The 11,924-nt window shown below is 71.6% G+C and carries 13 protein-coding genes; 7 read left to right on the top strand and 6 right to left on the bottom strand.

The window, feature by feature from the left end:
* Positions 1-625: RNA polymerase sigma factor SigF (locus tag GTW67_RS11030; protein ID WP_161164622.1), on the top strand; the 625-nt coding region annotated here is incomplete at its 5' end.
* A 293-nt stretch (positions 626-918) separates the two neighbouring features.
* Positions 919-1,845, top strand: a complete 927-nt coding sequence (locus GTW67_RS11025; RefSeq protein ID WP_161164621.1) for an RNA polymerase sigma factor SigF — start codon at positions 919-921, stop codon at positions 1,843-1,845.
* 105 nt (positions 1,846-1,950) lie between these two features.
* On the opposite strand, the gene GTW67_RS11020 is transcribed toward GTW67_RS11025, so the two are convergent.
* A complete protein-coding gene (locus GTW67_RS11020; RefSeq protein WP_161164620.1) occupies positions 1,951-2,151 on the bottom strand; it encodes a hypothetical protein in 201 nt (66 codons plus the stop codon).
* A gap of 206 nt (positions 2,152-2,357) precedes the next feature.
* Here GTW67_RS11020 and GTW67_RS11015 point away from each other — a divergent pair, with 206 nt between their 5' ends.
* The 3 genes from GTW67_RS11015 (at position 2,358) to GTW67_RS11005 (ending at position 6,333) form a co-directional block, all read left to right on the top strand.
* Positions 2,358-2,858, top strand: a complete 501-nt coding sequence (locus GTW67_RS11015) for a MarR family winged helix-turn-helix transcriptional regulator (RefSeq protein ID WP_161164619.1) — start codon at positions 2,358-2,360, stop codon at positions 2,856-2,858.
* Between the two features lie 85 nt (positions 2,859-2,943).
* Positions 2,944-5,403: an MFS transporter gene (locus GTW67_RS11010; protein ID WP_524539768.1), complete on the top strand. Its 2,460-nt coding sequence runs from the start codon at positions 2,944-2,946 to the stop codon at positions 5,401-5,403.
* A 108-nt stretch (positions 5,404-5,511) separates the two neighbouring features.
* Entirely contained in the window at positions 5,512-6,333 is an 822-nt protein-coding gene (locus tag GTW67_RS11005; protein WP_161164617.1) for a YceI family protein, read from the top strand.
* Here GTW67_RS11005 and GTW67_RS11000 read toward each other — a convergent pair.
* Positions 6,316-7,026: a GAF and ANTAR domain-containing protein gene (locus GTW67_RS11000; RefSeq protein ID WP_161164616.1), complete on the bottom strand. Its 711-nt coding sequence runs from the start codon at positions 7,024-7,026 to the stop codon at positions 6,316-6,318. The genes GTW67_RS11005 and GTW67_RS11000 overlap by 18 nt on opposite strands.
* A 39-nt stretch (positions 7,027-7,065) precedes the next feature.
* Entirely contained in the window at positions 7,066-7,791 is a 726-nt protein-coding gene (locus tag GTW67_RS10995) for an ANTAR domain-containing protein (RefSeq protein ID WP_161164615.1), read from the bottom strand.
* Between the two features lie 209 nt (positions 7,792-8,000).
* On the opposite strand from GTW67_RS10995, the gene GTW67_RS10990 reads away from it, so the two are divergent.
* Positions 8,001-8,381: an STAS domain-containing protein gene (locus GTW67_RS10990; protein WP_346010623.1), complete on the top strand. Its 381-nt coding sequence runs from the start codon at positions 8,001-8,003 to the stop codon at positions 8,379-8,381.
* 9 nt (positions 8,382-8,390) lie between these two features.
* Complete coding sequence (locus GTW67_RS10985) at positions 8,391-8,861, top strand: PPOX class F420-dependent oxidoreductase (protein WP_161164613.1); 471 nt, start codon at positions 8,391-8,393, stop codon at positions 8,859-8,861.
* A gap of 30 nt (positions 8,862-8,891) precedes the next feature.
* On the opposite strand, the gene GTW67_RS10980 is transcribed toward GTW67_RS10985, so the two are convergent.
* The 3 genes from GTW67_RS10980 to GTW67_RS10970 all read right to left on the bottom strand — a co-directional run.
* A complete protein-coding gene (locus GTW67_RS10980) occupies positions 8,892-9,647 on the bottom strand; it encodes a TetR/AcrR family transcriptional regulator (protein WP_161164612.1) in 756 nt (251 codons plus the stop codon).
* Positions 9,648-9,768: 121 nt separating this feature from the next.
* Positions 9,769-11,274, bottom strand: coding sequence for an MFS transporter (locus GTW67_RS10975; protein ID WP_161164611.1), 1,506 nt, complete (start codon positions 11,272-11,274; stop codon positions 9,769-9,771).
* 65 nt (positions 11,275-11,339) lie between these two features.
* Positions 11,340-11,924, bottom strand: a 585-nt coding sequence (locus GTW67_RS10970) for a mannosyltransferase YkcB-related protein (RefSeq protein WP_524539767.1), incomplete at its 5' end; no start/stop codon positions are given.

The raw sequence follows: 11,924 nt of genomic DNA, 5'->3' as shown, positions 1-11,924 counted from the left end.
GCGCTTCCGCTCGCGCAACGAGCCGATGGAGGACGTGGTCCAGGTCGGCACCATCGGGCTCATCAACGCGATCGACCGCTTCGACCCGGACCGCGGCGTGCAGTTCCCCACCTTCGCCATGCCCACGGTGGTCGGCGAGATCAAGCGCTACTTCCGCGACAACGTGCGCACCGTGCACGTACCGCGCCGGCTGCACGAGCTGTGGGTGCAGGTCAACAGCGCGACCGAGGACCTGACGACCGCCTTCGGACGCTCCCCGACCACCGCCGAGATCGCCGAGCGGCTGCGCATCGGCGAGGACGAGGTGCTCTCCTGCATCGAGGCCGGCCGGTCGTACCACGCCACTTCGCTGGAGGCCGCGCAGGAGGGCGACGGGCTGCCCGGACTGCTCGACCGGCTCGGCTACGAGGACCCCGCGCTGGACGGCGTCGAGCACCGCGACCTCGTCCGCCATCTGCTCGTCCAGCTCCCGGAGCGGGAGCAGCGCATCCTGCTGCTGCGCTACTACAGCAACCTCACCCAGTCCCAGATCAGCGCGGAACTCGGCGTCTCGCAGATGCACGTGTCGCGGCTACTGGCGCGTAGTTTCCAGCGGTTGAGGTCGGCCAACCGGATCGACGCGTAACCTGAGGGCGCAATCCGGCGCACAACCGAAAGCGCGTCCGAGCGGTCACCGTGGCGAGCGAATCGCTCACCAGGGCCGTTGGGGGCGGATTTCGTCCGACAGGCCGTCAGACCCCCTCTTTCCAGGGGGTTTTCGTGTCTCGCATGTCGACATGTCACTACAGCGCGTTGCCGACATGTGACATTCTGCCGGAGACGCGTTTGCCGGGGCTTCGGCTCCGGTATTCAGGTGAAGGCTGCGTTCCCACCGTGGGAGCGTCCGCCACGACCGTCCCGCGACCCAAAGGGGGTGGCATGTCCGTAGACCAGGGCAGCTCGAAGGTGCTCGCGCTCGCGGAGAGCGAGCACGCGCCCGACGCGCTCCAGGCGCTCGGCTCCATCGATGACGTCCCGACCCTCGACGCCGTGCCGGCTCAGGCCCTTCCGGCAGCCGAAGCCCCCGTCGTGGCGGCCTCGACGAACATCGACACCCGCACCCTGTCCCGCTCCCTGTTCCTGCGGCTCGCCACGCTCGACGAGGACAGCCCGGAGCGCGCGTACGTCCGGGACACCCTGATCGAGCTCAACCTCCCGCTGGTGCGCTACGCCGCCGCGCGCTTCCGCTCGCGCAACGAGCCGATGGAGGACATCGTCCAGGTCGGCACGATCGGCCTGATCAAGGCGATCGACCGCTTCGACTGCGAGCGGGGCGTGGAGTTCCCGACCTTCGCGATGCCGACGGTCGTGGGCGAGATCAAGCGGTTCTTCCGGGACACCTCGTGGTCCGTGCGCGTGCCGCGCCGGCTCCAGGAGCTGCGCCTGGCCCTGACGAAGGCGAGCGACGAGCTCTCCCAGAAGCTGGACCGCTCCCCGACCGTCGGCGAGCTGGCCGTCGTGCTGGGCGTGTCCGAGGAGGACGTCGTCGACGGCCTCGCGGTCGGCAACGCGTACACCGCGTCCTCGCTGGACTCCCCCGCCCCGGAGGACGACGGCGGCGAGGGCTCGCTCGCGGACCGGCTCGGCTACGAGGACACGGCGCTGGAGGGCGTGGAGTACCGCGAGTCCCTCAAGCCGCTGCTGGCCAAGCTGCCGCCGCGGGAGCGCCGGATCATCATGCTGCGCTTCTTCGCCAACATGACGCAGTCGCAGATCGGCGAGGAGGTCGGCATCTCGCAGATGCACGTCTCCCGGCTGCTCACCCGGACCCTGTCGCAGCTGCGCGAGGGCCTGATCTCGGACTGAGCCCGCCCGCCGCCGCCCGTCGGCGGCGCCCCAGGACAGCAAGGCGACCGCCGCGGCACCCCTTGAGGGGCCGCGGCGGTGTCGTGTGCGGGAGCGTGCCCCGCGCTACTTCAGCGCCAGCCAGGCCACGGCCGCAACGACGATCACGGCGGCCACGATGCCGACGATCAGGCCGATGCGGGGGCCCGAGGAGGCGACGGGGTCCGCCTGCCGGGCCTGGGGGGCGCCCTCGTCGACGAACGCGCGGAACATCTGGGTGCTGCCTGCGGGGTCGGGATTGCCCTGGGGGCCCGGGTTGTTAGCCATGGGCCGAGACACTAGCGAATCCGCGGGTACGGCCCAAGTGCGGGGCTCCGAAGACCCGTTGCCCCAGGTCACCGCCGCCCACCTGGATGTTTACTGTTGCAATACTTGCCTTTGCCAACTTTTTATGGACCTCACCCCGTTTTTATTTGCCTGTAGCAACCAACCGCTCTTATGGTTGCCCTAAGCAACGAATGCGGGAGGTGCGCATGGCCGAGAGGGCGCAGTACGAGGAGCTGATCCGCCAGTTCAGCGCCTTCGGCGCCGTGAAACGGGAACTGGGCCGCATCCTGCCGGCCGACTGCCCCGGCGGATCGGCCGCCGTACTGACGCTGCTGGGCCGCTACGGGGACATGCGCATGAGCAAGCTCGCGGAGCTGCTCGCCGTGGACATGTCGGTGACCAGCCGACATGTCGCCCACATCGCCGAGCGGGGCTGGATCGAACGCTCCCCGGACCCGGCGGACAAGCGGTCGCGCATCCTGCGCCTGACGCCCGAGGGCCAGGCTCAGCTGGACGACCTGTCCGAACGGACGACCCAGCTGCTGGCCCACCGCCTGAGCGACTGGTCCGACGAGGAGGTCGGCCAGCTCACCCGGCTCATGACCAGGCTCAGGGCGAGCTTCGACGACTGCCGGTCCCCCCTGGGCCGGCCCGCCGTACCACCCGCGGTCGAACAGACCACCCGTACACCCGCAGTCACCACGTAAGCAAAGGAAGTCCATGGCAACGACCACACCAGCCGGTGTGCGGGCTCATGCCAAGCACGGGGGAGGCTCCTCGGGAGACGCTCCGATGACGCACCGGCAGATCATGGAGGCGCTGTCCGGGCTGCTGCTCGGCATGTTCGCCGCCATCCTGTCCTCCACCATCGTCACCAACGCCCTGCCCGAGATCATCGCCGACCTCGGCGGCGGCCAGAGCGCCTACACATGGGTCGTCACCGCCTCGCTGCTGGCGATGACCGCCTCCACCCCGCTGTGGGGCAAGCTCGCGGACCTGGTCAGCAAGAAGGCCCTGGTCCAGATAGCCCTCTGCGTCTACGTCCTCGGCTCCGTCGTGGCCGGTCTGGCGCAGAACCCCTCGATGCTGATCGGCGCGCGTGTCATCCAGGGTCTGGGCGCCGGCGGTCTGTCCGCCCTGGCCCAGATCATCATGGCCGCGATGATCTCGCCGCGTGAGCGCGGCCGGTACTCCGGCTACCTCGGCGCGACCTTCGCCGTCGCCACCGTCGGCGGTCCCCTCCTCGGCGGTGTCATCACCGACACCAGCTGGCTCGGCTGGCGCTGGTGCCTGTACGTCGGCGTGCCCTTCGCGATCATCGCGCTGGTCGTGCTCCAGAAGACGCTGCACCTGCCGGTGCTCAAGCGCAAGGTCAAGGTCGACTGGGCCGGTGCCTTCTTCGTCACCGCGGCCGTCTGCCTCCTGCTGATCTGGGTCACCTTCGCCGACGACAAGTACTCCTGGATGTCCTGGCAGACGGGTGTCATGGTCGGCGGCGCGATCGCCCTGACGCTGATCTTCTGCTTCGTCGAGACCAAGGCCAGCGAGCCGATCATCCCGCTGCGCCTGTTCAGGAACCGCACCATCACCCTGGCGTCGATCGCCTCGCTGTTCGTCGGTATCGCGATGTTCGCGGGCACCGTCTACTTCAGCCAGTACTTCCAGCTGGCCCGGGACAAGTCCCCGACAATGTCGGGCGTCATGACGATCCCGATGATCGGCGGCCTGTTCGTGTCGTCGACCGTCTCCGGTCAGGTCATCACCAAGACCGGCAGGTGGAAGGGCTGGCTGCTGGCCGGCGGCGTGCTGCTGACGGCGGGCCTCGGCCTGCTGGGCACCATGCGGTACGACACCCCGTACTGGCACATCGCGATCTTCATGGCGCTGATGGGCCTCGGCGTCGGCATGATGATGCAGAACCTCGTGCTGTGCACGCAGAACCAGGTGGCCCCGAGCGACCTGGGTGCCGCGTCCTCCACGGTGACCTTCTTCCGGTCCCTCGGCGGTGCGGTCGGCGTCTCGGTGCTCGGCTCCGTGATGTCCACCCGGATCAGCCACTACGCCTCGGACACCATCGGCTCGCTCAGCCCGCAGGAGCAGGCGGCCGCCGCCAAGTCCTCGGGCAGCGGCGCGATCCCCGACATGGACCTGCTGCCCCCGGGCATCCGCAACTGGCTCGAGAGCGCCTACGGGCACGGCATCGCCGACATCTTCCTGTACGTCGCGCCGATCGCCGCCCTGGCCTTCATCGTGACGCTGTTCATCAAGGAGGTGCCGCTGCGCACCACCGGCGCCCTCGCCCAGGCCGCGGAGTCCGCCGCCGAGACCGCCTCCCCGGCGGCCCCGGTGCCGGCCGAGGCCGCCCGGGTCGCCGAGCCGGTTCCGGCCGGTGCGGTCGCCACCGCGCAGGACGACACCGCCGGCCGGCCCGCGGCCACGCAGCGGCTCGCCGCCGTCGCCACGGCGGTGGACGCCGAGGCCCCCGTCTCCGGCGGCATCCCGGTCCGCGGCTTCGTCCGCGGTGCCGAGTCCGCGCCGGTCGCGCAGGCCGCCGTCACGCTGATCTCGCTGGCGGGCCGGCAGCTGGGCCGCTCGGTCGCACAGGCCGACGGCTCCTACACCGTCGACGCGCCGAGCGCGGGGTCGTACGTCCTGATCGCCTCCGCCGACGGCTTCCAGCCGCAGGCGTCCACGATCGTCGTCAACGACGAGCCGGTCGCCTACGACATCCTGCTCAGCGGCACCAGCGGGCTCACCGGCCTGGTCCGGTCCGTGGAGAGCGGGCAGCCCGTCAAGGACGCGATGGTGATCGTGACCGATGTGCGCGGTGACCTGCTGGCCACCGTCGCCACCGGGGAGGCGGGCGAGTTCGCCTTCGCCGAGCTGGTGCCGGGCACGGTGACCGTCGCGGTGAACGCCGCCGGGTACCGCCCGCGCGCCCTGCCCGTCGAGGTGGGCGGCGCCGGTGTCACCCGCGTCGAGGTCGACCTCCAGGCCGGGGCCGAGGTCCAGGGTGTCGTGCGGGCGCCGCACGGTCCGCTGGCCGACGCCCGCGTGACCCTGGTCGACGCGGCCGGCAACGTGGTCGGCTCGGCCACCACCGGGTCGGACGGGGCGTACGCCTTCACCGACCTGGACGCCGGTGAGTACACCGTCATCGCGACCGGCTACCCGCCGGTGGCGACGGCCCTCACGGTCGCCGGCCAGGGCGCCGACGGCCACGACATCGAGCTCGCCCACCCCGGCGAGTAGCAGGACCCCGGCCCGTGGTGGCGTGCGCGCTCTGAGCGGAGGTGCGCCCGCCCCCACGGGCCGGTCTCTTTACGACCACTTTCTGAGCCTTTGCAGGGAGAAAACGGGATGGGACTGACCGCGAGGATCCGTACGCGGGACGGATGGGCCGTGTCGCACGCGGTCGTCACGGTGACCGACATGACCGGCACGCAGGTGCTGCGCGCCGAGGCGGACGCCGAGGGCGCCGTCCGGGACACCACGCAGCTCGCGCCGGGGGCGTACACCGTCATCGTCACGGCCGTCGGCTACGCGCCCGCCGCCTCCAGCGCCATCGTCACCGCGAGCGGCCGCGCCGAGGCCGGCACCGTGACGCTGGCCCGCCAGGGCGGCACCGAGCTGCCGCCGCCCGGACCGTGGACCATCGACCCGGCCCACTCCAGCGTCGCCGCGGTCGCCCAGCACCTGGGCATCTCCAGCGTGCACGGCCGCTTCACCGCCTTCGCCGGCACCGTCGAGATCGCGCCGGACGACGTCACCAAGTCCCGTGTGGAGGCGGTGATCGAGGCGGCCTCCATCGACACCGGCAACACCATGCGCGACACCCACCTGCGCTCCGCGGACTTCCTGGACGTCGAGCGCCACCCGGAGATCACCTTCCGGTCCACCGGGGTGACCCAGGCCGGCCCGGACCGCTGGACCGTCCACGGCGAGCTGGGCCTGCACGGCGTCGTCCGCCCCGTCGACCTGGACCTGGCCTATCTCGGCACCGGCGCCGACCCGTGGGGCGGCACCCGGGCGGCGTTCCGCGCGACCACGGAGCTGCGGCGCGAGGACTTCGCCATGAACTACAACCAGGTCCTCCAGGCGGGCATCGCCGCCATCGGCACCACCCTCAGGGTCGAGCTGGACATCCAGGCCGTGCAGGGGGAGTCACTGCCCACGGCGTGAGGTACCGCCGGAGGCCCGGGCGACCAGCTCGTCGCACAGGTCCCGGAGCTTGACGTTGGTGTGCTGCGAGGCCCGGCGCAGCCGCTCCAGGGCCCGGTGGGCGTCGATGCGCTCCCGGGCCATGAGGATGCCCACCGCCTGGTCGATGACGCTGCGGGAGAGCAGGGCGGTGCGCACGTCGGCCGCCGAGGAACGCTGCCGCTCGATGCGCACGGCCTCACCGACCGCTTCACCGGCCCGCACCGCGAAGGTGCGGGCCGTTTCGCGTCCGTCGGCCAGCGAACCGGGTTCGGTGCCGTAGAGGTTGAGCGCGGCGCCCGTCTCGCCCTCCACCGCGAGCGGCAGCGCCAGCACACAGCGCACCCCGGTGGCCAGCGCGTACTCCGTGTACGCCGGCCAGCGGGTCTCCTCGGCCAGGTCGGGGGAGTAATGGGGGCTGCCGGTCTCGGCGGCGTCCACACAGGGGCCCGAGCCGTTCTCGTACTGGCGCAGGTCCAGGCCGCTCGGGAGGCCGGAGCTGCCCGCCAGGGTCATCAGGCGGTCGGCCCGGCGCACCGTGACCGAGCAGGCGACCGCGCCGGGCACCTCACGCACCGCGCGGTCGGTGAGATCGCGCAGCAGGGTGTCGAGTCCCTGGCTGCGCGCCAGCGCCCGGTCCAGGGTCTCGGGGCTCTCGGGGCTCTGTGCGGTCATGCCCCTACGGATATCCCGTCAACGCCCTTCGACGCCTCGTCACCCGGAGGCGTGGTTCGCGTCGACGATGCGGCGGGCCAGGTCGCGCAGCTTGACGTTCTCCCGCTGCGAGGCCTTGACCAGGAAGTCGAAGGCACCGGCCGCGTCGATGGTCATGCGCTCCATGAGGATGCCGGTGGCCTGGCCGATCAGGTCCCGGGTCCGCATCGCCTCGGTGAGCTGCTCGCGCACGGTCGCCGAGTCCAGGGCGATGCTGACGTGCGCGGTGAACAGGCGGCCGACGCGGGTGGCGTCCTCGTCGAAGGCGCGCGGCCTGCTCGCGTACGCCGTCAGCACGGTCAGGCGGCGCCGGTCGGCGCGCAGCCGCAGGGAGAGCGCCGAGCGGAGACCGAGGTCGGACAGGGCGTTGCCGGCGCCGTCGGCCTCGGTGTCCTCTATCCGCACCACGGGCGTGGTCCACAGCCGCTCCCAGTCCGGATGCGGCTCACGGCCACCGGTCCGGACCTCGGCCGAGCGCACGATCTCGTCGGTCCAGGCGAGCGTGCGGCGCCCGCTGCCGCGCTCGATCTCCGAGATGCCGGCGTGCTCGGCGCCGGGCATCAGATGCACGGCCAGCTCGACCGCGGTGCGCAGCGTGTTGTCCGCGGTGCCCGTTTCGTGTAGCCGGCGGGCCGCCTTGGTCAGCGCCTCGGCCAGCTCGACGCCCACCGGGAAACGCGGCAAATCAGTAAATTCGGACGCAGCCACCACGAACCTCTTCGGCATGCACGGTCGTTCGACCGTGCGCAGGAGAGCTCCGCAGCACATTCCCGACTGCGAGCACAGGACGAACAGCACTTTAGCTGCTCGGTTGCGTGCGGGTGACGCCCGGCCGACGCAGCGGGCGGACACCTTTCACGGTCCGCCCTCCGCGTGATGGAATGGGGCCCGGGTCAGGAAGCGGCCTTGCCGGAAGCCGGACGGACATCTGTCAGGTGAGTGACGTGACCTTCCTATCCCCACCCTGCGAGCCGTGCGATCCGCCCGGCTGCGCCGTACTGCCTCTGCCCCCGGAGATCGACTACTGCAACGCCGAGGGGCTGCTGCCGATGATCATGGCCGCGGTGGACCACCAGCCCGGCGAACTGCGTCTCCTGGTCCTGGATCTGACCGCGACCCACTTCATGGACTCCCAGGGCGTCCGCCTCATCGACGAGGTGCACCGCCTGCTGCCCGCCCGGACCCGCCTGCGAGTGGTGGCGAACCCGGCGAGCGCGCCGAGCCGCATCCTGGAGCTGACCGGCCTGCGCCGCGACGTACCGGTCCACGACAACCTCGCCGAGGCGCTGCGCTCCGGCGGGGTGCGCTCGGCCTAGGCTGACGGCATGGCACCCAACATCGCGACCAACACCCGCGTGTCCCTGGACGAGTTGCTGGACTTCGTACGCCCCCGGCACCGCGCGATCCTGCTGACCCGGCGGGCCGACGGCAGCCCGCAGGGCTCGCCGCTGACCTGCGGGGTCGACGACTCGGGCCGGATCGTGGTCTCCACCTACCCGGAGCGGGCCAAGACGCGCAACGCCCGGAGGGACGAGCGGGTCAGCCTCGTCGTGCTCAGCGACGAGTGGAACGGCCCCTGGGTCCAGATCGACGGCACGGCGGAGGTCGTGGACACGCCCGACTCCGTGGAGCCGCTCGTCGAGTACTACCGCAACATCGCCGGCGAGCACCCCGACTGGGACGAGTACCGGCGGGCCATGGTCGAGCAGGGCAAGTCGATCATCCGGGTGACGCCCGAGAAGTGGGGGCCGGTGGCGACGGGCGGCTTCCCGGCGCGGCTGGCGCAGGACGACTGAACCCGGGGCCCCCTCTTCCGGGCTCCGGCCCTAGGCGCGCTCCACCATCGCCTCGATGCCCGCGATGAGCAGCTCCAGGGCGAAGTCGAAGTCCCGCTCCAGCATCTCGCCGACGGTGTCGCCGCCACGGGCCGCCATGATGTCCTGGGACTCCTGGATGACGCCCGCGGTGTCCGGCGACTCGTTCACCGCGCTCATGGAGTGCTGGAAGTACTCGTCGGGGCTCAGGCCGGTGTTCGCGGCGCGGCCGAGGAAGTGGCCCTCGATGGTGCCGTAGCCGTAGACGAACTGGAAGACGGCCGCGATGGCGCCGGTCACCCGGTGCGCGGGCAGCCCGGTGCGGCGGATGACGCGCTGCACGGACCGGGCGAAGGCCAGCGAGTGGGGGCCGATGTTGAGGTAGGTGCCGATCAGCTGGGACAGCCAGGGGTGGCGCACCAGCAGGGCCCGGTTCTCCCCGGCCAGCATGCGCAGCTGGTCGCGCCAGTCCTCGTCGGCCTCCGGGTCGGGCATCCGCACCTCGCCGAAGACCGCGTCCAGGGCCAGCTCCAGCAGCTCGTCCTTGGTGTCGACGTACCAGTAGACGGACATCGCCGTCACGTTCAGCTCCGCGGCCAGGCGGCGCATGGAGAACTTGGCCAGGCCCTCGGCGTCCAGCAGCCGCACGGTGACCTCGGTGATCCGCTCCCGATCGAGCCCGGACGGCTGCCGCCCACCCCGCCCACCCCGGCGAGCCCGCTCCCCGAGCCAGACACTGGCCTTGGGCCCCTGCCCCGCCTTCGCCATACGCACCTCTCCTCGACTCATCCCACACCGGTCACACCGGGCGCCCCGCAGGGGCGCGGGGAACTGCGCGATCAGCCCATCCCGGCCCGCGGCCGCACGACCATCCAAGCCACCCGAGCTCCTAGGCGACCCCCCTCTCCGTTCCCCCTTTACCCGCCCTGTGCAACAGGACCGCCGCCACCACCCCACCCAGCACCACAGCCACCGCCCCCACCAACTGACTGCTCTCCACTCCGGAGGAGAACGCGTCGATCACGAGCCCTCGCTCCCCCTCCCCCTCCGCCGACGCCAGCGCGGCCGGCAGCGACGCCGCCGCCACCGGCGCCAGCGCCGCGAACCGCGAGGTCAGCACCGCGCCCAGCACGGCCACGCCCAATCCGTTGCCGAACTCGGCCAGCGTGCCGTTGATGCCCGCGCCGATCCCCGCCTTGGCCGGCGGGATCGCGCTCATGATGGCGTGCGCCATGGCCGGGTTGGCCACCGCGCACCCCGCGCCGATCAGCAGCAGGCCGAGCAGCGTGCCGGCGTAGCCCTGGGCGGTCAGCGTGGCGATGGCGACCAGGCCGGCCGACATCAGCCCCATGCCCAGCAGCACCGACTTCGGCGTGCCCAGCCGGGCGAGCCACCTCGCACTCACCCCGGTGAAGTTCAGCAGCACCACCGTCAGGGCCAGCGGGGCGGTCCGCAGACCCGCCTCCAGGGGCCCGTAGCCGAGCACGAACTGGAGGTGCTGGGTGAGCAGGAAGAGCGCGCCGCCCATGCCGAAGGTGACCAGCACCAGCCCGGCGACCGCGCCGGTGAACCGCTGGTCGCGGAAGAAGTGCAGGTCGAGCATGGGGTACGGGATGCGGCTCTCCCAGTACGCGAAGAGCGCGAGGACCACCACGGCGACGACTGCCGTGCCGAGCACCCTGCCCGACGTCCAGCCGTGCCCGGGGCCGGAGATGATCGCGTAGACCAGCGCGGCCATGCCGATCGTGGAGAGGACGGCGCCGAGCAGGTCGGGGCGGTCGCCCCGCCGGTTCTTCGACTCCGGGACCAGGGCCACGACCGCGACCAGGGCGAGCGCGACGACCGGCAGATTGATCAGGAAGATCGCGCCCCACCAGAAGTGGTCGAGCACGAAGCCGCCGATCAGGGGCCCGCTCGCGAAGCCGAGTGCGCTGACCGCGCTCCAGATGCCGATCGCCTTCGGGTGCTCCCCGGGCGGGAAGATCTGCATGACCACGGCGAGCGTGGTGGTCAGCAGCAGCGCGCCGCCGACGCCCATGCCGGCCCGCGCGGCGATCAGCTGCCCGGTGGTGTCCGCGAGGCCCGCCGCGAGCGAGCCGAGGCCGAACAGGGCCAGGCCCGCGGTCAGCATCTTCTTACGGCCGTATCGGTCGGCCGCGCTGCCCGCGGTGAGCAGCAGGCCGGACTGGACCAGCGAGTACGCGTTGATCATCCACTGGATGTCGGACGTGGCCGCCCCGAGCTCGCCGGTGAGCGAGGGGATGGCCACGTTCAGCACGGTGTTGTCGAGGACCACGGTGAGCTGGGCGAGGCTGATGACACCGAGGATCAGCCAGCGCTGCGGGTGCCCCTGGACCGGGGGCGCGGCTTCCTGTTCCTGGGAGGACGTCGTCATGCTGTACAGCGTATAGGCGCCCCTATACGCTGTACAGCGCCCGTCTTGCCTCGTCCGCCCCCGGGTCAGCTTGTCGGCTGGGTGAGGTCGTAGAAGGTGGCCGACCCTGCCGTGACCTCCTTGAAGTTGGCCTCGACCCAGGAGGTGATCTGTGACGAGCTGCCGGAGTCGCCGCCCATGCCGCCACCCATGCCGCCGCCGGAGACGAAGTAGTGGATCCGGCCGTCCGCCACGTACTTCTTGAACTGGGCCAGCGTGGGTGAGGGGTCGGTGCCGTTGAAGCCGCCGATCGCCATCACCGGGTCGCCGGTGCCGAGCTGGTAGCTCGCGGCGTTCTGCGAGCCGATCGCCGCGGCGACCCAGGTGTACTGGTCCGCGTCGGTCTCCAGCAGCTTCTTGGCCTCGGCGTCGACCTGGGCGCCGTTGAGCAGGCCGCCCATGCCGCCGGCGCCCATACGGCCGCCCTCGCCGGTGGCACCGTTCCGGCCGTTGGGGGCCGTCTGGCCGTTCTGGCCGTTCTGGCCGTTCTGGCCGCCGCCGGGGAAGCCGTTGCCCTGCTGGTTCTGGCCCGGCGCACCGCCCGGGAAGCCGCCGGTGCCGTTGCCCTGACCGCCCTGGCCCTGGCCCTGCTGCCCCTGACCCTGCTGCCA

The sequence above is a fragment of the Streptomyces sp. SID5910 genome (assembly GCF_009862125.1).
In the GTDB taxonomy this organism is placed as follows: Bacteria; Actinomycetota; Actinomycetes; order Streptomycetales; family Streptomycetaceae; genus Streptomyces.
The sequence above is the reverse complement of the archived record's forward strand: the minus strand, read 5'-3'. Positions and strand labels throughout refer to the sequence as shown.

Bases quoted from the DNA above. Each gene is read 5' to 3' on its own strand.
- GTW67_RS11025 (WP_161164621.1), top strand. From the start codon at position 919: ATGTCCGTAGACCAGGGCAGCTCGAAGGTGCTCGCGCTCGCGGAGAGC.
- GTW67_RS11005 (WP_161164617.1), top strand. From the start codon at position 5,512: ATGGGACTGACCGCGAGGATCCGTACGCGGGACGGATGGGCCGTGTCG.
- GTW67_RS11015 (WP_161164619.1), top strand. From the start codon at position 2,358: ATGGCCGAGAGGGCGCAGTACGAGGAGCTGATCCGCCAGTTCAGCGCC.
- GTW67_RS10985 (WP_161164613.1), top strand. From the start codon at position 8,391: ATGGCACCCAACATCGCGACCAACACCCGCGTGTCCCTGGACGAGTTG.
- GTW67_RS11000 (WP_161164616.1), bottom strand. From the start codon at position 7,026: ATGACCGCACAGAGCCCCGAGAGCCCCGAGACCCTGGACCGGGCGCTG.
- GTW67_RS11020 (WP_161164620.1), bottom strand. From the start codon at position 2,151: ATGGCTAACAACCCGGGCCCCCAGGGCAATCCCGACCCCGCAGGCAGC.
- GTW67_RS11010 (WP_524539768.1), top strand. From the start codon at position 2,944: ATGACGCACCGGCAGATCATGGAGGCGCTGTCCGGGCTGCTGCTCGGC.
- GTW67_RS10980 (WP_161164612.1), bottom strand. From the start codon at position 9,647: ATGGCGAAGGCGGGGCAGGGGCCCAAGGCCAGTGTCTGGCTCGGGGAG.
- GTW67_RS10995 (WP_161164615.1), bottom strand. From the start codon at position 7,791: ATGCCGAAGAGGTTCGTGGTGGCTGCGTCCGAATTTACTGATTTGCCG.
- GTW67_RS10975 (WP_161164611.1), bottom strand. From the start codon at position 11,274: ATGACGACGTCCTCCCAGGAACAGGAAGCCGCGCCCCCGGTCCAGGGG.